Source organism: Arachidicoccus ginsenosidivorans, from assembly GCF_007971385.1.
In the GTDB taxonomy this organism is placed as follows: Bacteria; Bacteroidota; Bacteroidia; order Chitinophagales; family Chitinophagaceae; genus Arachidicoccus; species Arachidicoccus ginsenosidivorans.
Genome location: NZ_CP042434.1, coordinates 1,794,992 through 1,814,662, shown reverse-complemented (window position 1 = coordinate 1,814,662; position 19,671 = coordinate 1,794,992). Strand labels below are relative to the sequence as shown.

The 19,671-nt window shown below is 37.3% G+C and carries 17 protein-coding genes, 1 tRNA gene and 1 pseudogene; 11 read left to right on the top strand and 8 right to left on the bottom strand.

Translation table 11 applies throughout. The features are described from left to right. Position 1: 1 nt before the first annotated feature. Positions 2 to 1,633 carry a SusD/RagB family nutrient-binding outer membrane lipoprotein gene (locus tag FSB73_RS07465; RefSeq protein ID WP_146780910.1) on the top strand — a complete coding sequence of 544 codons (1,632 nt, stop codon included), beginning with the start codon at positions 2 to 4 and terminating at the stop codon, positions 1,631 to 1,633. 155 nt (positions 1,634 to 1,788) lie between these two features. Here FSB73_RS07465 and FSB73_RS07460 read toward each other — a convergent pair whose 3' ends face one another. After that, the gene (locus tag FSB73_RS07460) at positions 1,789 to 2,205 is read right to left on the bottom strand and encodes a helix-turn-helix domain-containing protein (protein WP_146780909.1); all 417 of its coding nucleotides are present in this window, start codon (positions 2,203 to 2,205) and stop codon (positions 1,789 to 1,791) included. 505 nt (positions 2,206 to 2,710) lie between these two features. Here FSB73_RS07460 and FSB73_RS07455 point away from each other — a divergent pair. Genes FSB73_RS07455 through FSB73_RS07440 form a run of 4 tightly spaced genes read left to right on the top strand, consistent with a single transcriptional unit; the run spans position 2,711 to position 8,578 of the window. After that, on the top strand, positions 2,711 to 3,964 hold the full coding sequence (locus FSB73_RS07455; RefSeq protein WP_146780908.1) for a TlpA family protein disulfide reductase: 1,254 nt from the start codon (positions 2,711 to 2,713) through the stop codon (positions 3,962 to 3,964). A 46-nt stretch (positions 3,965 to 4,010) separates the two neighbouring features. Then, positions 4,011 to 6,542, top strand: a complete 2,532-nt coding sequence (locus FSB73_RS07450) for a SusC/RagA family TonB-linked outer membrane protein (protein WP_146780907.1) — start codon at positions 4,011 to 4,013, stop codon at positions 6,540 to 6,542. Positions 6,543 to 6,601: 59 nt separating this feature from the next. Beyond that, positions 6,602 to 7,204 (top strand): hypothetical protein, encoded by a 603-nt coding sequence (locus FSB73_RS07445; RefSeq protein ID WP_146780906.1) that lies wholly within the window; start codon positions 6,602 to 6,604, stop codon positions 7,202 to 7,204. Positions 7,205 to 7,252: 48 nt separating this feature from the next. Continuing rightward, positions 7,253 to 8,578, top strand: coding sequence for a RagB/SusD family nutrient uptake outer membrane protein (locus FSB73_RS07440; protein ID WP_158639454.1), 1,326 nt, complete (start codon positions 7,253 to 7,255; stop codon positions 8,576 to 8,578). A 49-nt stretch (positions 8,579 to 8,627) separates the two neighbouring features. On the opposite strand, the pseudogene FSB73_RS07435 reads toward FSB73_RS07440, so the two are convergent. The 3 genes and pseudogenes from FSB73_RS07435 to FSB73_RS07425 all read right to left on the bottom strand — a co-directional run. Continuing rightward, positions 8,628 to 8,942: pseudogene (locus FSB73_RS07435) on the bottom strand (hypothetical protein); the annotation flags it as partial. Positions 8,943 to 9,518: 576 nt separating this feature from the next. Continuing rightward, complete coding sequence (locus tag FSB73_RS07430) at positions 9,519 to 9,818, bottom strand: helix-turn-helix domain-containing protein (protein ID WP_146780903.1); 300 nt, start codon at positions 9,816 to 9,818, stop codon at positions 9,519 to 9,521. A gap of 17 nt (positions 9,819 to 9,835) precedes the next feature. Then, positions 9,836 to 10,555 carry a hypothetical protein gene (locus FSB73_RS07425; RefSeq protein WP_146780902.1) on the bottom strand — a complete coding sequence of 240 codons (720 nt, stop codon included), beginning with the start codon at positions 10,553 to 10,555 and terminating at the stop codon, positions 9,836 to 9,838. 633 nt (positions 10,556 to 11,188) lie between these two features. Between FSB73_RS07425 and FSB73_RS07420 the strand changes: the two genes are divergently transcribed. Both FSB73_RS07420 and FSB73_RS07415 read left to right on the top strand, forming a co-directional pair. Then, a complete protein-coding gene (locus FSB73_RS07420) occupies positions 11,189 to 12,133 on the top strand; it encodes a sugar phosphate isomerase/epimerase family protein (protein ID WP_146780901.1) in 945 nt (314 codons plus the stop codon). Positions 12,134 to 12,660: 527 nt separating this feature from the next. Then, positions 12,661 to 14,097, top strand: coding sequence for an AAA family ATPase (locus tag FSB73_RS07415; protein WP_146780900.1), 1,437 nt, complete (start codon positions 12,661 to 12,663; stop codon positions 14,095 to 14,097). Between the two features lie 209 nt (positions 14,098 to 14,306). On the opposite strand, the gene FSB73_RS07410 is transcribed toward FSB73_RS07415, so the two are convergent. The 3 genes from FSB73_RS07410 to FSB73_RS07400 form a co-directional block, all read right to left on the bottom strand. After that, a tRNA-Ser gene (locus tag FSB73_RS07410) sits at positions 14,307 to 14,393 on the bottom strand. Between the two features lie 408 nt (positions 14,394 to 14,801). Beyond that, positions 14,802 to 15,338: a DUF4168 domain-containing protein gene (locus FSB73_RS07405; protein ID WP_158639453.1), complete on the bottom strand. Its 537-nt coding sequence runs from the start codon at positions 15,336 to 15,338 to the stop codon at positions 14,802 to 14,804. Positions 15,339 to 15,778: 440 nt separating this feature from the next. Continuing rightward, positions 15,779 to 16,549 carry a TatD family hydrolase gene (locus tag FSB73_RS07400; protein WP_146780898.1) on the bottom strand — a complete coding sequence of 257 codons (771 nt, stop codon included), beginning with the start codon at positions 16,547 to 16,549 and terminating at the stop codon, positions 15,779 to 15,781. A 62-nt stretch (positions 16,550 to 16,611) separates the two neighbouring features. Between FSB73_RS07400 and FSB73_RS24410 the strand changes: the two genes are divergently transcribed. The 3 genes from FSB73_RS24410 to FSB73_RS07390 are packed head-to-tail and all read left to right on the top strand — an operon-like array spanning position 16,612 to position 17,796. Continuing rightward, entirely contained in the window at positions 16,612 to 16,767 is a 156-nt protein-coding gene (locus FSB73_RS24410) for a hypothetical protein (protein ID WP_225974914.1), read from the top strand. Between the two features lie 11 nt (positions 16,768 to 16,778). After that, a complete protein-coding gene (gene trmB / locus FSB73_RS07395) occupies positions 16,779 to 17,345 on the top strand; it encodes a tRNA (guanosine(46)-N7)-methyltransferase TrmB (protein ID WP_262712537.1) in 567 nt (188 codons plus the stop codon). A gap of 55 nt (positions 17,346 to 17,400) precedes the next feature. After that, positions 17,401 to 17,796, top strand: a complete 396-nt coding sequence (locus tag FSB73_RS07390; RefSeq protein ID WP_146780897.1) for an MGMT family protein — start codon at positions 17,401 to 17,403, stop codon at positions 17,794 to 17,796. Positions 17,797 to 17,976: 180 nt separating this feature from the next. Here FSB73_RS07390 and FSB73_RS07385 read toward each other — a convergent pair whose 3' ends face one another. Beyond that, entirely contained in the window at positions 17,977 to 18,867 is an 891-nt protein-coding gene (locus FSB73_RS07385; RefSeq protein WP_146780896.1) for a cupin-like domain-containing protein, read from the bottom strand. An 81-nt stretch (positions 18,868 to 18,948) separates the two neighbouring features. Here FSB73_RS07385 and FSB73_RS07380 point away from each other — a divergent pair, with 81 nt between their 5' ends. Then, positions 18,949 to 19,557, top strand: a complete 609-nt coding sequence (locus FSB73_RS07380) for an L-threonylcarbamoyladenylate synthase (protein ID WP_146780895.1) — start codon at positions 18,949 to 18,951, stop codon at positions 19,555 to 19,557. Positions 19,558 to 19,671 lie beyond the last annotated feature (114 nt).

Here is a 19,671-nt window from a genome sequence, read left to right as displayed (position 1 = left end):
CATGAATACACATACGAGTATATATAAAATGAAACGTCCAGGGAAAGCTTTAGTACTGCTCTCTGGTCTCCTATTGACCTTTGCTTCCTGTACGAAAGATTTTGAAAAATATAATACCAATCCATATGCCCTAAGTGATGAGCAGACCTTATCCATATTGCCTTCTGCATTTGGGCCAATTGAACAGGCAATTTATAGCAACTATCAGACTGCCCAGAATCTGAGTGCAGATGCCTATAGTGGTTATATGATGAGCCCGACACCATTTGCAGCTGATTATAATCTGAACTATGCAATGTCGGATAACTGGAATGTCAATGGTTTTAAAGATCCATTTACCCTTGTAATGGCACCCGTTAAAAAGATTGCCGAAGCAGGTGCCAGGGAAAAATTACCCGAACTATGGGGTGTTGCGCTGCTGATCCAGGTAGAGGCGATGGATCGGGTAACTGACCGGTTCGGCCCTATTCCGTATACGCTGGCGGGAACTTCCTTGAAATCCGTTGCTTATGATGATCAAAAGACTGTATATGAGGCTTTCTTTAAGCAAATTGATACAGCTGTTGCTAACCTGACAGCCTATGTGGCGGCAAACCCAGGTAAGTCTTCCCTGGGAGATGGGGATGTCATTTATGGTGGTGATTTTACTAAATGGATCAAGTTCGCGAATTCCCTAAGATTAAGACTGGCCATGCGCGTATCCAAAGTAGATCCGCAGATGGCCAAGGAGCAGGGAGAAAAAGCGCTGGCTCAATCCGCTGGACTCCTCTCGACTCCTGCTGATGACGCTGCGATCCACCAAAGTGGCGGCAGAAACAATGACCTATGGCAGATTACGGAATCCTGGGGCGACAACCGTCTGGGTGCAGCTATGGGTACTTACCTGACAGGTTACAAGGATCCTCGGGCGGCAGCCTATGCGTTGCCAGCGACCGATCCGAAGGTAGCAGGAACCTATACCGGAATCAGAGTCGGTATTGCCATTAGCGGCAAGGCGGTGTATGAAGACTACGCTTCTTTGAATACCAAGGTTAATTTTACACAAACCGCACCGCAACTGATCATGACGGCCGCTGAATGCTGGTTCCTGAAAGCGGAAGCCGCCCTTAGAGGCTGGGCTGGTGCCGGCGATATTAAGGAGGACTATGAAACTGGGGTCAAAACTTCCATGGATCAATGGGGTGTCACTATTGGTAGCTACCTAAGTGATAATAAATCCACCCAGGCAGCCTATACAGATCCCAAAAATGCTGAAAATAATAGTCCGGCACTCAGTACCATAACCATTAAATGGGATGACGCAGCTTCTAAAGAGGTGCAGTTGGAAAGGATTATTACGCAAAAATGGCTGGCAATGTTCCCTGAAGGTCAGGAAGCATGGGCTGATTATCGCAGAACGGGTTATCCAAAACTGTTCCCTGTCGTCCATAATAATAGTGGTGGTAAGATCAGCACAGAGGAACAAATTCGTCGTATCCCATATCCTTCCATCGAGTACGCTACTGATGATGGAACTGCTGTAAAAGATGCCGTCCAGAATTTGCTGGGTGGAGAAGATAATGGTGGTACCAGACTCTGGTGGGATGTGAAAGGCCCTAATTTTAATAACACCCTGCGCTACATAAAGAGGTAATTGAATAATAACCTACCTCTGCTATTATCGGCGGCGATTGCCGCCGGTAATTTTAAGCCCCTAGGTAAATTATATAAATATAATTCCGGGGGCTTATTTATTATGCAAAAAATAAGCAACAATTGGATGGCAATTAAAATAAGACAACTTTGTACCTAAGATCCTTTATTGCGTTCTTTTTGCTCCTTAAGATACTGTTCTTGCTTTTCTACCGTCATCGACAGGATATCAGTTAATTTCTTCTGATGGGTAATGGTCTCCTGAGCCTCGGTCAGCGCTTTTTGCAACTCAGTTACCTGCTGTTGAAGCCTTTCGTTTTCCTTGCGTACCTCTTCGCAGGCCTGATGGCCATATTTTGCCAAAGGGCTGCCGGGCCTGGTGAAAAACTCAAAAAAGTTGAATTTTAAATAAATACAGAGTCGTTCCAATCTATCCGTTTGCATGAACGTCGCATTTAAAATGTTTGTCACTGTTCGGCTATCAATGTTTAGCTCTTTTGCCAGATCCTTTTGCTTTATTCCAAGGATTTCCAGCCTTTCTCTGATTAAATCTCCTAATTTATTTACTTGCATATAACAAAGTAATGGCTATTTTGTTATTTGAAATAGTACAAGAATCTGCAATAAAAGAAAATAAATCTGAAATAAATGGTTATAAATAGAAATAATATTCCTATCTTTGAGTGAGTGAAAATAGTTCTCGCATTGTTTGGCTTATAAGTTGCTTACAATACATTAAATTATATATTGCTTTTATTGCTAATTGAGTAAATTCATAAAAGATTTCTTAATTAGATTGAATAAGTTATTAAAAAAAGATTTTGCGTATGAAAGAAATCTTCAGGATTTTTTTATTCTAAATACATATAGTAAGTGCATTGAAGCGGCTAGTACTTGCAGGATTGTACGTTATCTATACGAAGACAGGCCAATTATTGCTAGATTACTATATTCTAAAATGCCTTGTGGACCTACTTGATGCTTGATAATAATGCTGTTGATCCATTTGCCGGATCATCCGCATCAACCAAAATGAGTGATTGCTTAATAGTTATTAAACTTTAATTTGAATTATCACATGAAAATGTTTGTCATGGTTATGGCCATCCTATGCCTGGCCCTAACTCAAAATTGCATTGCCCAACAGATTAAACCGCTGAAAGTGGGGGATTTATTTCCTGATATGACTTTTACCAAGGTGATAAATGCACCTTATACTTCCATACCATATAGTAAGGTGAAGGATAAAGTGGTAGTCCTGGACTTTTTTGCCACCTGGTGTAGTTCGTGCATTAATTTATTTCCGCATATGGATTCTTTAAAAAGAAAGTTTGGGGATAAGCTGGAAATTTTTATTGTTTCCAGAGAGCCCAGAGCTAAGGTTGAAAAGATGCTTGCAACCAAACCTATTGCCCAAGGATTTAAATTGCCTTTTATAGTGGAGGATAGTTGTTTATGTAAACTCTTCCCTAATAAATACCTTCCACATGAAGTAATAATAAAGGATTCAAGGGTAATAGCTGTTACCTATCCAGAGTTTATTAGTTATGAGGCTATTGGTAGCATATTAAATGGTGAAAAATTAAATCTGCCAATTAAAAATGATTGGATTAATTATGACTACGATCAATCTTTGATTAAGAATCTTTGCGAAAATTCTGTTAGTATTGGATTAGGTGAGTTCTTTCTTTCTAAATCCATTGATGGTATTCCCGAAATGGCATATACGAGGAAAAATGTCAGCGGTACATTTGAACGTTTTACAAAAGTTAATCATACACTACTTAAATTATTTGAACGCGCCGCTGGATTTTGGAATGCTAATAACAGAATTATAATTATGGTAAAGGATCCAACCAAATTAGTGGCAAATGACCCTACCACTTTTGAATGGAGCAAAGAAAACAGATATTGCGTAGAATACCAGTATCCAAATAAATGGAGCAAAAAGAAGGCTAGTGATTGGCTACTTAGACAATACTCAACTTTTACCGGTTATACTTTATCGGTTGAAAATCGTTTAGTGGATTGTTGGATATTAACAAAGGAAGGGGTAAGCGATCCTGTGTCAATAAGGAATTACAAATTAAAGAATCCTGCAAACTATAAAACGGTTGAGGCTATGGTTCAAAGCATGAATAATCAAATGTTTGGGAGCCCAATTGTGCCCATAGTTATCAATGAAACAAATGATACTTCCATGGTTAATATCAAAATTAATAGAGAGGATATTCATAATCCCAGTGACGTTTCCGGAGTTTTAAAACTATATGGTTACCGATTAACACCTGCTAAGAGGAAATTGAAAATGTTAGTTATAAAGGACAAGTAAGCCTAAGAATAATACCAACAAACTTCTATTGAAAATAAATCATTATATGAAAAAAATTATTTTACTGGTTATGGCGGTAGCCTGTTTATCGGCTAATGCTCAGCAAAAAAAGATTCGGATTAATGGACGTGTGACATCTGAAAAGGACAACCGATTAATTACAGGCGTAAGTATAAGGTCTTCATCTGCAAGATCTTCAGGAATTACTGATAAGGATGGTGCTTATTTATTAATGGTACCTGTTAAAGACACCTTGATTGTGAGTCATGTAGGATTTGGAACTCAGCGCATTCTTGTAGGAACTAGAGATTCCATAATAAATATTGTTTTGGTACCTGAATTAAATACCCTGGATGTGGTAGAGGTGAATACAGGATATCAAACGATACCTAAAGAACGGTCGACGGGTTCATTTGATTTGATTGACAAGAAGCTTTATAATGAACAGGTAAGAGTAAATGTATTAGATGGTCTTCAATATATTGCCAATGGTGTTTCTGTAAATTATAAGTCAAACACACAGGGGCAGATGTCGGTACGCGGATTAAGTACTATAAAGGGAGTAAAAGACCCTTTAATTATCATTGATAACTTTCCATATGATGGTGATATTAGTAATATTAATCCAAATGATGTAGAAAGTATTACAGTTTTGAAAGATGCTGCAGCAGCTTCAATTTGGGGCGCACGGGCAGGGAACGGAGTGATCGTAATAACTACTAAAAGAGGAAGATTTAATACAAGGAACCGAATAAACTTTACCTCGAATGTAATGATGACTGGGCGACCTAATTTAAATTATTTGCCTACTATGTCCTCGAAGGATATGGTCGAGTTTGAGGAGTTTTTGTTCGATCAGGAATATCGTTTTTATGATACAGCGACATATGATCATCCGCCTTTTACGCCTGTTTATGAAGTTTTATTTAAACGTAGGAATGGCTGGATAAGTGACGAACAAGCCAATAAAGTGTTAGAGACCTTTAAGAATCACAATGTTAAGGATGATTATCGAAATCTGGTTTACCAAAATGCTTTGCATCAACAATATAATTTAAATATAAATGGAGGTGGGGAAAAAGTAGCTTATTCGTTTACAGCTGCTTATGATAATGATCTGAGTGATTTGGATGGTAAAAATAATAAGGTTAGGGTGCATTCTTCTAATTCTTTTAAGGTTACAAAGGATTTATCAATGAATGCTGGCCTCACATATACATATAATCACAGTAATGAAGGTAAGACTGGATATGGGATTTTAAGATATAAAAATACGGTAATGCCACCTTATTTTTCTCTTTTAAATCAAGAAGGAGAGCCGAATGCGATGTATTTAGACTATCGTCAAAGTTATGTTGATACAATAGGAGGTGGTCTATTAAATGATTGGCATTTTTATCCTGCAACAGATTATCAATACAATCATATCACTTCAAGTACAAATGACTTACTTGGTAATTTGGGTTTAACCTATCACCTGCCATTTGGGTTTACATTTAACGCTAAATATCAGTTTGAGCGCCAAGAAATCGACAATAGGAATTTGTATGATAAGGAAAGCTATTATGCCAGAGATATGGTTAATCAGTATGCTCAGATTGATTGGGCTGATAATAGTGTTACTTATGTGATACCTCAAGGTGGAATATTAGCAGAGGCAAGTAATGTTATCATTTCTCATCATGGAAGAATGCAATTGAATTATGATTTGAACAAGGAAGAACATCAGTTAAATGTATTGGCTGGTTGGGAAATAAGCAATACCAAGACCTCCTCTTCTATGTATACATTATATGGCTATAATGACGAAATGGCTAGCAGTGTTGATGTAGATTATATTAATTATTATCCTTTATTGTCTTCTGGAATAACTTCATTTATTCCAGGGGCGCCGAATGTAAGTGAAACTTTGCATCGATTTATTTCCGTTTTTGCAAATGGCTCCTATACTTATAAAGGGAAATATACTTTGTCTGCAAGTGGAAGAAGAGATGCTTCTAATGCATTTGGTGTCACCACTAATAATAGATGGACGCCACTTTGGTCTGCTGGTGCAGCATGGAAAATTTCCAATGAAAAGTTTTATAAATCTGATTTATTTCCCTATTTAAATTTCAGGGTAACTTATGGTTTTAGCGGGAATGTTGATTTGAGTTTAGCAGCAGTAACGACGATTCGACTTTATAGTGTCTCTAGATATACAAAAGAATACATGGCCAGATATACAAATTTTAGTAATCCTGATCTGAAATGGGAGGAGGATGGAATGTTTAATCTTGGATTTGATTTTTCCTCAAAAGACAATGTGCTAACGGGGTCTGTTGAATATTATAAGAAAAATGGGAGAAATTTATATGGGCCATATTATGTGGATAGAACAGTTGGCTTAAAAGTGTCCAATATTACTAAAAATGTTGCTTCAATGATTGCCAGTGGCTGGGATATTAAGATTAATACTAAAAATATTGACAGGGTATTTAAATGGCAAACTCAATTCAATTTAAACTTTTACAAAGACAAAATAACCAAATTTTATTTAGATGATGATTTAGCTGATGATTTATTACAGGAGGCATAGGTTATAATGGTCTTGTGGGTTATCCTATTTACTCGGTATTGGGTTATAGATGGGCCGGTTTGGATCCCGAAACGGGTGATCCATTGGGTTATTTAAATGGTGAAATTAGTAGAGATTATAATAGCATTACAAGTACAGGGACGAAAATTAAAGATTTGAAGTATGCCGGTCCTGCTATGCCGCAAATTTTTGGCACTTTAGGAAATTCATTTTATTGGAAAGGCTTCTCTTTGAGTGCTAGAATTAAATATGAATTTGGATTTTATTTTATGAAATCCTCCATTGATTATAGCCAATTAATTTATAATTTATCTGGGCATTCCGATTATGGTGATCGTTGGCAAAATCCTGGTGATGAATTAAAAACTGATGTGCCATCTTTTGTTTATCCAAATGTTGGCGGTAGGGACAGATTTTATAACGCTTCAGAAGCTTTATTTGAAAAGGGAGATAATATTAGATTTCAATATATAAATATTGGCTATGAATTTAAGTTGAATTCCTCGAAGAAAAGGAATGGATTGAGTGCTAAAATCTATTTTGTTGTTAATAATTTGGGGTTAATTTGGCGAGCTAACAAATGGGGAATTGATCCGGATTATAATGATACGCAGATTCCGCCATCACGTAATTATTCTATTGGTTTAAATATTCAATTTTAATTATTTTATTATGAAAATACATATTTTTTGAAATGCTGCTATATTATTGTGTTGTGTAGTATATGGATTACTTTACTGCAAGGTTGTCAAAAGTATTTAGGTGCCAAAAGTAGTAAAAGCTTGACTGTCCCAAGTACCCTCATTGACTTACAAGCGTTACTAGATGAATATCTTCCGGTTAATACAGGGGTTGGGGCTGGAATGTTAGGTGGAGATGAATATTATTTAACAGAAAGCCGGTTTAACAGCCTTTATACTGATATTTGGCGTAATATGTATGTATGGGCGGATACCAATGTATTTGTTGGAAATGCTAATACGTGGAATGGGTCGTATGATAATGTTTATAAAGCAAACACAATTATTGAAGTTTTGCCTAAAATTAAACAGGATGCTTCAAATGAGATTGAATGGGACAATGTAAAGGGGCAGGCCCTTTTTTTAAGGGGCAGGTGTTTTTTTGAAGTTGCAATGGTTTGGGCGGAGGCTTATGATGCTAAAAACGCAAAAGAGAAATTGGGAATACCGTTGCGATTGGGAACTGATTTTAATGTGCCTTCTGTTAGAAGTAATTTGGTGGATACCTATAATCAAATTATTTCTGATTTGCGCGCATCAATTGATTTACTTCCGGTTAAGCCAGTCCATGTTTTTCGTGCGTCCAAGCCAGCCGCTTGTGGTGAGCTAGCCAGAGTGTATTTATCCATGAGAATGTATGATAGTGCTTATTTGTATGCCAATAAGGCATTGGAGTTATTTAACTACTTAATTGATTATAATACATTGGATACCAATGCAACTTATCCATTTACAAGGTTTGGCCCGGAAGTTATTTATGAAACTGACATATATGGGGCTTACGGACCTTATAATATGGTTGATACCTCTATTTATAGGATGTTTGATAATAATGATTTGAGAAAAGCTTTATATTTTGAACCCAATGGTGATGGCTCTCATAAATTTTGTGGGAATTATAATAAGAATTTTGATATGTTTGGTGGAATTGCGACTGATGAACTATATTTAATACGAGCAGAATGCCTGGCTAGAAATGGTGAACCGCAATTGGCATTGAATGATCTAAACTTATTGCTTAAAAATCGTTATTTAGTTGGGACGTATAAAAATAAGCAATCATCAAATGCGGAAACGGTTCTTAAATGGATTCTTGATGAACGTTTAAAAGAATTACTGTTTAGGGGTTTAAGATGGATTGATATTAAAAGATATAATAAGGAAGGGGCCAATATTACGCTTAAAAGAATTATTGGAAGTAAAGAGTATATACTTCCCCCAAATGATTTAAGATATGCTATGGCAATACCACAATACATTATAGAACATTCCAATATAAAACAAAATCCAAGATAAAATAAAGAGGATGGCATTGCCATCCTCTCATTTTTATTCCATTTTGTTTTTAAAGGGTTCTTGTACTGATTTCGTTACCTTCTACATCGTTTGTTGTTTGAATTGAAGAAACGAAGGCTTGAACACTACTTTGAGGTGAAGTTACAACACAAGGTAGATCTCCAGTGGTTCCACAACCAGGTTCATCAGGATCTGTAATTTTTTCCCAATTGCCTTGTATTTTATAATCTGCTAATGCTGCATTGTCACCTGAATAATGGTAATAGTATTCAGTTTGGATCCTATTTTGGCTCATGCGGTTAGTATTGCGCATAGCCCATACACCTGCCACAGTGATTATAACTGCTAATAAAGGCAGGATGAATTTTAATACTTTTTCATGTCATTTTTTTTGACATTTAATGAAATTTGATTCCTCGCTTCTTTTAAGCGCGAGCCGTTCTTAGAAAGACCTAGAATCGTTAATGATCTGCTGTTTGTTGGCCTTTACCCGGAATTTAATAATTGGTGGGTAAAGACCTTTCTACAGATGAATCCCGATTTGCCAGTAAAATCTCTTATATTTGTTCTTGGTTCTGTTTTGCGATTGTCATTTGGTGCAATTCCTGGAACTTGAATGCTATCTCCTATGCTAGATGGCACTTTCCAGAAAGGGAGGGCTATGATGCCAAGAATATTTGTTAATTTCTGGTAAAGCCTATTTTGTAATATGTCAGAAATATGAAATTGCATTTTAGATCCATAATTTTACTGTACACTTTTGTTTTTCTGAGGAGCTTTAAAGATTCTATCATGAATACTTTCTGTAATTCCTCTTGCAATACAAAGGTGGGATCTAAAGAATAAAGCATATGACCAAAAAGGATACTCTATTTAACCAATTAATACCCTTTTTAGTAACCAATTTTCACTTTCTAATTCGTAATTTATTGTAATATAATTATTTAGGAATATTTTTCTTCAATTGGGCTTTATACTCCTTCAAAGAAATTTTAAAATATAGTTTGAAATCACGCACAAAATGAGTCAAATGGCCATATCCAACCAAGTTGGCTACTTCACTTTCTGACTTACCGTGGTCTAATAGTCTTTTTGCTTCCAGCATTTTACAATCTTTGATATACTTGGCAGCGGTCTTTCCAAAGATTAATTGAATACCCCTATTTATGTCGTTTTGTGTAAGCTGGTGGATTTTTGCACTTTCCGATATTAGATCGGTAATCTTAAAATTAGTGTCCATATATTCATTTATATGGTCTAACAGATGTGCAATTGATCCAATTTTTCGTGCGTGAATTTGCTTGCTGCCATAGTAATCCCTGTAGGATTTAATAGGCTTTTAAACCACTGCTCAAATAGTTTTTTCTTTTCTGCTATTATTGGATTTTTTTTGTCCACGGCGTTAATGAACTGATATGCAAGAACGGCTGAATGTAAGGTCATTTGGCCATTATCTTCATGTAAAGTTGCCCTATTGCCACTATTGTTGGCTTCTATAATTTTCCTTAAAACAGGATTGGTTGGGCAAAGTGAATCTAGATAACTTGGGTCAATGTGTGTATCTAGGGTTCGTATTTTTCCAGCAGGTACCGTAGCTCTGTTGGAAATGGCAGGCGCAGCGATTAAATTGAAATAACCACTATGGGCTGCTCTAGTTTTATCGTGTTCCACATGAAAGTAGATGGAGCCATATAGTGTTGTAAATAGTTCCAAAACTTTAGATTGTATATTGCAATATAGTTCCATTGGTTGGTGAAAGATATAGTCACTAATGACGCTGCAGCCGATACCTAGATCAATTATTTGGAAAATAATGACGTTCTTGCTATTTAGCCGAATATAATATGGAATTGTATTGTTGACCCTATTGGATTTATACTGTTCCTGTTTTGGAAATCCCGCTTCGACCTTGAATAGGTTACCTTTTAAGTCCCCAATTTCCAATTGTTGTAATTCTGATAAGAAGTTTTCTTCCATTTTCTTTTGGTTTTAATTGTTATTGAATTGGTTTTCTTTTTCATTTAATTGATCATATAGTGCTATGATTAGTATTTTGTATGATCTAAAACATTGATATTCAGCTGTATTAGATTTTTTAAATTAATAATGTTTTATTTGGTGGATTATATAATGATATAAGTATTTGGATGTCCTTACTTCTTCAATTAAACTGGACATGCACTGAAGAAATTATACTACTTATAAAGTAACAGGAAGTTGAGTGGTATTGAATTTTATCGCATTTTTTTCTAATTGAATGTATATTTTATATGGTTTACAAGGGGAAGGTAGTAATTAGTTAAATTCCAAAAATTTCATGGAGAATTAAATGGAGATTTAATTAATTCTGTTTAAAGTAAAAACCCATTTTTCTGAAATGATTTGAATTTTAAATTTAATATAGGCTTACCGGATTATTAGGTATAAACTACCCGTTTCTTGGTTGTTTTGACTGGTTTTTTTTAAATATTGCCAAATCTTCGCAGGGGTGTATTAAATGATTTTGTCGGACTTATTACCAGGATCTGGGTTGTAAATTTAGAGATGAATTGCATTTTTTGATTATATTTGTTATGCTATTATTATCTCATTGTCAAAATCTTAAAACTGATGTCTATTCAAAATGATGGGCCGGATACATTGCTCCGCCGGGAATTCTTAAAGAAAAGTCTTTTTGCTTCTATGGCAGTTATTGCTGCAGGTAAATATGGTTTTGCCAGATCTCTTACACTACCACATCGCCCTAATTCCAAATTTCATGGAGTTCAAATAGGGGTAATAACGTATTCCTATCGCGATATGCCGGGTGACATAAAGCAAATTCTGCAATACGTAGTTGAAAGTGGTATTAATGCGATTGAATTAATGGGGGACGCTGTAGAAGATTATGCAGGGAAGCCTGCTGATCGTTCCAAGGTGGCAGAGTGGCGTGCTACTGTAAGTATGGATAAGTTTAAGGAGGTTCGTAAAATGTTTAACCGCGCTGGAGTAACAATTTATGCTTTTAAACCAGATGCGCTCAATAAGCATAATACAGATGCGGAGATTGATTATGCTATGAATGCAACTAGAGCGCTTGGGTCGGATGTCGTAACAGTTGAATTACCAGGCGATGCTGCGCAGTCAGCCAGACTGGGTAAATTCGGGGAGAAGCATAAGCTGTATATCGGTTATCATGCACATACGCAGGCAACCGATACTGCTTGGGATACCGCATTAAGCCAATCTCAGTATAATACTATGAATCTTGATTGTGGGCATTATATTGCCTCAGGCAATGGAAATACACCTGAAAGCTTATTAGCATTGATTAAAAATAAGCACGATCGCATTACATCGCTTCATATCAAAGACCGTAAAACTAAGGCAGATGGTGGACAAAATGTGCCTTGGGGGCAAGGTGATACCCCTATTAAAGAAATTCTTAATTTGATTAGGCAAAATAAATATAAATTCCCAGCTACAATTGAATTGGAATATAATATCCCTGCTGGTTCAAGTCCGGTTCAAGAGGTGAAAAAATGCCTAGCGTATGCAGAAAACGCATTGAAGTGATTTTGTTGTCCTAAACGGGCAGATATATCATGAAATTTTTTTGACAATTTAGAGTCGTTTACTGAGGTGTGGAATTCAAAATGCCATTCGTCTGGTAAATGATTGTGGTGGGTTGTAACTTGTTATGGCATCTTTGTAATGGATTAATTTGAGGTTGCGTTTAGGCAGAATCACCATAGAGAAGCTAAAATAATGTTGTTGGCCATGGATCTGATGACCATTGAATCGTTTGAATATTAACAATATATTAGTTTGTTGTAACTTGCTATTAGATTTTTAAGTTATGAACGCTTATCGAGGCATATTTGTCCATAAATGATATTTTTTTGTAGTTATGGACGTTTATAGAGTTGTATATTTGTCCATAAGTGGTAAATATTTGTAGTTATGGACAATTATAAGTAATTATAATTGTCCATAAGTCTGTATTTTTTCTAGTTATGGACGAATATAGGTGTTTATAATTGTCCATAACTTTTTACGAGGTAAATTCGGGGACAGTTTTGGCAATTTAAATGCATCTTTTGATGTCTGAAACTATTATAGGCCGAGAGGCAGAGAAGAAAATCCTTAGAGAGGTGCTAGAATCAAAAGAGGCTGAATTAGTCGCAATTGTTGGGCGTCCCAGAATTGGTAAGACATTTTTGATACGTAATTATTTTGAAAAGGAACTTTTATTTCAATTTGCAGGCGCTTCTGGCAAGAATTTAAAGACTCAGTTGTCAAATTTTAGTGCTGCATTGCAAATGGCGATGAAACTATCGGTACCCATTGCACCACCTAATAGCTGGCATGACGCATTTATAATACTGAGTCGGTTTCTTGAAGAGAATTTAAATGGCGAGCCGAAGGTTATTCTGTTTGATGAATTTCCCTGGATTCATACACCAAAATCTGGGTTTTTGTCGGCTTTTGCGCACTGGTGGAACACGTGGGCTTCTCGTAAATCTACTTTGAAAGTTATAATATGTGGATCAGCTGCATCCTGGATGATTAGAAATGTTCTTTATGATAGAGGTGGCCTGCATAATAGAGTAAGCCAAACGATTAGATTGTATCCTTTTAATTTAAAAGAAACACAGCAATACCTTATAAGTCGAGGAATCATTCTTGACCCAATGCAGTTATTAAAAATATATATGGCTTTAGGTGGAATCCCTCATTATTTAAAAAAAATAGAAATTGGGCAAAGTTCAAATCAGATTATTGATCATTTGTTTTTTGAGAAGGACGGCGCACTTAGAAAGGAATTTGAAGTTTTATATCAGTCTTTGTTTAATAATGCTGGCAAACATGAAGCTATTGTAAAGGAGTTGTCAAAAAAACAAATAGGAATGAGCAGGTCGGAACTTATTTCAAAGTTAAATTTTACAACGGGTGGTACAACAACACAAATATTTGATGAACTTGAAGAGTCTGGATTTATAACTTACTACCTTCCTTTTGGGAAGGCAAATAGAGTTGGTATTTATAAATTAACGGATGAATATAGCATCTTCTATTTGCGATTCGTTCAGGGACGAAGAGCGACAGGTAGGGAAACGTGGCATAAAATTGCTGAAAGTCAATCCTACGTTAGTTGGTGTGGCTTTGTTTTCGAGGCGATTTGTCAAAAGCATGTAGCACAAATTAAACAGGCCTTGGGTATTTCTGGAATTTATACGGAAGAGTCTACTTGGAGATATGTTGCGAAGCAAGGTGAAACAGGTGCGCAGATTGATTTATTACTGGATCGTAAGGATCACAGTATCAATGTTTGTGAAATCAAGTTTTCCAAAAATGAATTTACAATAGATAAGGACTATGCTGGTGAGATAGATAGGGAAATTCAAATATTTAAGGACCAAACTGGAACCAAGAAGACGATTTTCCCTACAATGATTACTACTTTTGGGACTAAGCTGAACATAAATTATACAGGGCGCATTACTTCAGAGGTTGTAATGGAGGATCTTTTTAAATAGTGCCACAAATTTTATATGCTCAGAATAATTGCTTTTTCAAAGCCGGTCAGCATCGATGCTCTATTGTTGGCTTATTCAACAAGTTCAACCATAATTGCATTTAGCCAGCGTGAAAAGCAATTGTACTTTCTTGTGGGAGCTGGGGATTAGACTCGTCTGGTTGCTGGTGGTTGAAAAAAAGCGGGTCTTCTTAATGAAGACCCGCTCAGCGGAGACGGAGAGATTCGAACTCTCGATACAGTTTCCCGTATACACACTTTCCAGGCGTGCTCCTTCAACCACTCGGACACGTCTCCTTTTTCCTTTGGGAGTGCAAATATAAGGGCTTCTGGATAAATTACTAACATTTTTGCTTTAAATATCTTCCCTTACCTATCTGTAGTCATTCTGGCTGACTATGGTGAATACTTTTGTTTTTGCAACTATCTAGGCAGTATTTGCCGATAGTCGGCCTCTTTTCAATTTTTCCCGAGAAGTAAATAAATTCCAATTAAGGGAGTTTATGCATAAGTGATTGTAAATCAATTTTGTAGTTATTATTGGTAGCTTATTGTCATTTTTGGCTTGGCTAAGAAAAATTAAAGACCAGCATTCCGGTTAACTTTATTCACGGAATACTGGTCTTTGTCTTTTTAGATTAGCCGGCTTTTAATAAAACGACTTTTTCAGCTAATACCTATTTTATGGGCTTGTAGATTTATTTATTATTTAGTGGGTGAGGCTGGTTGCTCAGCGGTGGAATCCACATTTTGTTGTTTTGCGCTAATCATTTTATTTAATTTTTCTTGGATTTCAGGGCTTTGTTGATAAGCCATGGCGATTCCCTGAAATGTTTGAAGATCCATTCCTTCCTTTTGGATAATGTTGGCCATCTGAGAATCTACTGCTTCTTTTTCCTTCATTACCTGTTCCGCTGCTTTATTGAAGGCTGTACTGTCTTTTGCCGATAAGGTTTGTTGTTTACCTTCTTGCTGCGCTTGTGCAATTTCCCTAAAGCGGTCAATAGTAATGCCAGAGGATTCGATTGATTTTACAATATGTTGCTGTGCTGTTTGCTGTAGGGGCTGAAGTTTTATGTTTACATCCAGAAAGGCTTTAAGCATACTATCCGAATAGTCTGTTTTGACCGGCTGCTGTTGGGGTTGTTGTGGAACTGTATTTTGAGCCGTTGCAGTGGTTGTACCACCGAACGCGTACAAAAAAAATCCCAGTGCAGAAGCGACCGCACATTTTTTCATCATTAATTTTAAATTCATAGTGTATTTCATAAAGGTTTTTATTTGATTATTCAATTGAGTAATAATCGTTTCTAATATCAAACCTACCAATAAATGCGCCTAACATGGCATTATACTGTTAGAGCTTCTGTAAGAAAGAACAAATTCGTTGTTAATAGCAATTATTAGCTGATTTAATCAGCTAATAATTGCCTGATTAATGCAGTCAGAAGGGTATTGCTATTATCAATTGGTTTAATTTAAATGGAGCGATTGATTATATTTTAATTGGGCGCATTCGATCTATCATCACAGTGAATTTAGTGCTTGCCATCTTAACTGCCTACTTAAAATCAATACTATAGATTAGCACCGGCCATTGCCGCAATTAATGGGGCCGATGCTGTCGAATCTATTTTTTAAGAAAAGGGTTTTTAAGAAATGGCTAATCTGTAAAGCATTTATTACTGGGCTTTAAAGATCTTTTTAGCATTGCCAGTGGTAATGTTGGCCAGTTCTTCCAGCGAAATTTCTTTTGAATTTGCCAGCGCCTCGGCAACATAGAGCAAATAGGCGGATTCATTTCTTTTTCCTCGGTAAGGTACAGGGGCTAAATAAGGCGCATCAGTCTCTAAAACAATATGATTCAGGGAGATATCTTTTAATACTTCTGGCATATTGGCCTTTTTAAAGGTGAAAACCCCACCTATTCCCAGGTAAAAATTCAGATCTATGATCGCCTTTGCTTGCTCAGTAGTACCACCAAAACAGTGAAAAATGCCTTTAAGCCCTCTCTTAGAAAAGGGTTTGACGGTGGCGATACATTCATCCAGGGACTCCCTGGCATGGATGGCAATTGGTAAATCTCTTTCCAGCGCCCACTCCATCTGAATCTTAAAGGCTTCGTATTGCTGCTCGATATGGGTTTTATCCCAATAAAAGTCCAGTCCGATTTCACCAATAGCTACAAATGGTCTTTTGTCCAGCCAGTCTTTGATGATATTGAGTTCTTTTTGAAAGTCCTCTTTCACACTGCAAGGGTGCAGTCCCATCATCGCGTGGCAACTGTCAGGGTAAGCTACTTCCAAGGCTATCATCGCTTCATGAGTGCTGCTATCTATTGCGGGGAGGTAAAATTGTTTAATGCTGGCTTTGTCAGCCCGTTGCATAACTTCTGGAAGGTCGTTTTTAAACTCTTCAGAATAAAGGTGCGTGTGTGTATCTATTAATTGCATAATGCAAAATTAAGCCGAAACAATTTAATGGGATTATTGGCGGCTTTTTTACCTTTGCACCCATGGGAAAACATAAATTAGAGCGTTTTGAGGCTATCAAGGCATTTTCCAATGTATTGCAGTATCCGCCCAATATGCCGGGTAAATGGAATGCATTTTTTGGGAATCAGCACCCTATTACCCTGGAACTAGGCTGCGGAAGGGGGAATATACAGTAGGACTGGCCAGAATGTATCCTGAAGGGAACTTTATTGGTATGGATATTAAGGGTAACCGCATCTGGAAAGGGGCAAAAACAGCCCTGGAAGAAGGGCTCAAAAACGTTGCTTTTATTCGTTCCCAGATTGAGCAAGTGGCCAATTATTTTGCTCCAGATGAAATCAGTGATATCTGGATCACTTTCCCCGATCCACAACTGAGGAGCTCCAAAATGAAAAAAAGGCTGACCCATCCAAGATTTCTAAGATTATATCAGCAATTTTTAGCTCAAAAGGGTCGGGTACACCTTAAAACGGATAGTCCGGATTTGTACAATTTTACAAAAGCGGTGATTGAATTATATGAACTGATGCTTATCACTGATTATGATGATATTTATGGGCTTGGTAAAGCAAATGAGATCCTGTCCATTAAAACCCATTATGAGGGCCTGGATATAGCCGGAGTGCAAAAAGTACATTATCTCTGCTTTCAATTGGATAAACCGCTACCTTTAGATAAGGATAAGGTACTTAGAGCGCTGTTTGATGCAGTAGAAAAGCAGGCGGATGAGAAGGCCGATAAACTCAGGCAGTAAATGGTGAAACGTGATGTAAAATGCTAAAAGGGCAAGAAGGTCAAATTCTCTGGCTATGAAAAAGAAAAACAAGACACAGTTACCTATTTCTGGCGCTACTGCTGGGTCTGAGGGTAAACAACACAATTTTTTTGAAGATGTCTGGGATGTCGCGAGACAAATTCCAAAGGGACGTGTCACCTCTTTTGGGGCAATAGCAGCCTATCTGGGGGCAAAATCCTCAGCCAGGATGGTAGGGTGGGCTATGAGCGGTGCCCATACTCAGTCTGGGCAGCCAGTACCTGCGCACCGGGTAGTGAACCGTAATGGACTCCTTTCGGGCAGGGCACATTTCTCTCCTCCGGAAAGGATGCAATTACTTTTGGAAAAGGAAGGTGTTAAAGTCGAAGATCATCAGGTGTGTAATTTCAAGCAAGTATTCTGGGATCCGGCCATAGAACTTGCGCTTTGATTAATACGTACAAACAAAATCGTGGCATTATTTAAAATAGACCAGGGTAGTCGGGATTTCCTGACTACCCTGGTCTATTTTAAAATTGGGGAATTAGTGTAATCCCGGCTTCGTTTTGTGCTTTTAGGTGCTACCAAGTGCCGGATTTAACGAGGAGGGTATTGGCGCTACTTATCCACATTAACTTACTTTGGTCAGGATTTCCTTTTCTGATTGTTCAAAAATTTGTTTTTGTTTCCAGTCATACCACTGGTGGGGACGAATTTTTTTCATCAGGGTGTCAATATTACGCATACCCACAATATTCCAGACGCCTTTTAGCTTCCCAGAGAAGGCATTGTTTAGGGCTCGAAGGCTCATGGCAAATCCACTATCCAGGTATTCCATATGATGCCAGTAACCTGCGGGCATAAATAAAGTATCGCCATGCTCTAAGGTCAGATCATAGCCCTCCGCATATTGCAAGGCGGGGAATTTCTGAAAATCCAATTTGCTTTTTTCGGGATCGTAATAGTGGGAGTAATCAGCCAGACTTAATACTTCAAAGGGTTTCCGATAAAGCAGGTGCTGCTGCTCATAAGGAAATAAAAGCACTCTTTTTCTGCCGATAAACTGTGTGTGTACAATATGACTTAGGTCAATGTCAAAATGCATATGGGTAACAGCTCCTTGTCCGCCTGTAAATAACATAGGCGCCCTTTTCACAAACCCTTTCATTAGATGGGTAGGCCAGTTAAAATCCCTGGCCAGTTCAGGGGCATGGCTGAAGATATTAAATAAAAAAATACGCCATTCAGCCGGCCCCTTACGGATCATGTCAATATATTCGCCAAATTTGACATAGTCATCCGCCTTATTAATCGGGGTATAGGCGTCACTTTTTATATTATTATATATGCCTACTTCCTTTTGGCCTACTTTTTCTTTAAAATAATCCCAGTTCCACTTCTGATAGGCAGGCCAGGATTTAGCCAGGTCTTTAATGACGAGGGGCGTTCTGGTATTATAGAAATACTTTTTAAAATCTTCCGGGCTGATACTGGCCACGGTGTCTATGCTTTTTAACCGCATTTCGTATCTTTTTAATGGTCAAAAATAATCCTATTCTCAAATATCTGGCCGCTAAAATTAAAAAATGATGTATTTTTAGATATGTTTTTAGAATTACATCCAGATAATCCGAATCCAAGAAATGTTAAAATCGTCACTGAGTGTCTGCGTGATGGGGGCGTTGTCATATACCCGACGGACACAATCTACGGTCTGGGCTGTGATATTTATCAACATAAGGCCGTAGAGCGGATTGCGCGCATCAAACAAACAAAGGTCAATAAAAATCAGATGAGTTTTATCTGCAAAGACCTGAGTGACTTAAGTAAATTCACAAAATCAATATCTACGCCACTTTACAGGATACTCAAAAGTCATCTGCCTGGTCCTTTTACTTTTATATTGCCGGCCAGTAAGGAAGTTCCTAAAATCCTTCAGACCAAAAAAAATACAATTGGTTTACGTGTGCCGGATAATATCGTCTGCCAAACCCTACTGGCTGAACTGGGAGGTCCAATTTTGTCAACCTCCCTACCGGGAGATATGGTGGAAGAATATACCGATCCAGAAGAAATGAATGAAAATTTTAAAGATTTGGTTGATATTATTATAGATGGTGGAATTGGCAGTATGGTTCCATCTACTGTAGTGGATTGTACGGTGGAACCCTATGAAGTCCTGCGCCAGGGTGCGGGTCAGTTGGAGGAATAAAAATCGCTTCAAATGTTTCGAGGCCACGTATTATCAGCCGAACTTTTGTCTGTAGCCCAAAGGGTTTAAAATCAATTTAAGAATACTAAGGCTTGGTTAAAAACTAACGATCTT

Excerpts from the sequence above, each read along its gene's own strand:
- FSB73_RS07465 (WP_146780910.1), top strand. The coding sequence starts at position 2 with ATGAATACACATACGAGTATATATAAAATGAAACGTCCAGGGAAAGCT.
- FSB73_RS07460 (WP_146780909.1), bottom strand. The coding sequence starts at position 2,205 with ATGCAAGTAAATAAATTAGGAGATTTAATCAGAGAAAGGCTGGAAATC.
- FSB73_RS07455 (WP_146780908.1), top strand. The coding sequence starts at position 2,711 with ATGAAAATGTTTGTCATGGTTATGGCCATCCTATGCCTGGCCCTAACT.
- FSB73_RS07450 (WP_146780907.1), top strand. The coding sequence starts at position 4,011 with ATGAAAAAAATTATTTTACTGGTTATGGCGGTAGCCTGTTTATCGGCT.
- FSB73_RS07430 (WP_146780903.1), bottom strand. The coding sequence starts at position 9,818 with ATGGACACTAATTTTAAGATTACCGATCTAATATCGGAAAGTGCAAAA.
- FSB73_RS07425 (WP_146780902.1), bottom strand. The coding sequence starts at position 10,555 with ATGGAAGAAAACTTCTTATCAGAATTACAACAATTGGAAATTGGGGAC.
- FSB73_RS07420 (WP_146780901.1), top strand. The coding sequence starts at position 11,189 with ATGTCTATTCAAAATGATGGGCCGGATACATTGCTCCGCCGGGAATTC.
- FSB73_RS07415 (WP_146780900.1), top strand. The coding sequence starts at position 12,661 with ATGTCTGAAACTATTATAGGCCGAGAGGCAGAGAAGAAAATCCTTAGA.
- FSB73_RS07405 (WP_158639453.1), bottom strand. The coding sequence starts at position 15,338 with ATGATGAAAAAATGTGCGGTCGCTTCTGCACTGGGATTTTTTTTGTAC.
- FSB73_RS07400 (WP_146780898.1), bottom strand. The coding sequence starts at position 16,549 with ATGCAATTAATAGATACACACACGCACCTTTATTCTGAAGAGTTTAAA.
- FSB73_RS24410 (WP_225974914.1), top strand. The coding sequence starts at position 16,612 with ATGGGAAAACATAAATTAGAGCGTTTTGAGGCTATCAAGGCATTTTCC.
- trmB (WP_262712537.1), top strand. The coding sequence starts at position 16,779 with ATGTATCCTGAAGGGAACTTTATTGGTATGGATATTAAGGGTAACCGC.
- FSB73_RS07390 (WP_146780897.1), top strand. The coding sequence starts at position 17,401 with ATGAAAAAGAAAAACAAGACACAGTTACCTATTTCTGGCGCTACTGCT.
- FSB73_RS07385 (WP_146780896.1), bottom strand. The coding sequence starts at position 18,867 with ATGCGGTTAAAAAGCATAGACACCGTGGCCAGTATCAGCCCGGAAGAT.
- FSB73_RS07380 (WP_146780895.1), top strand. The coding sequence starts at position 18,949 with ATGTTTTTAGAATTACATCCAGATAATCCGAATCCAAGAAATGTTAAA.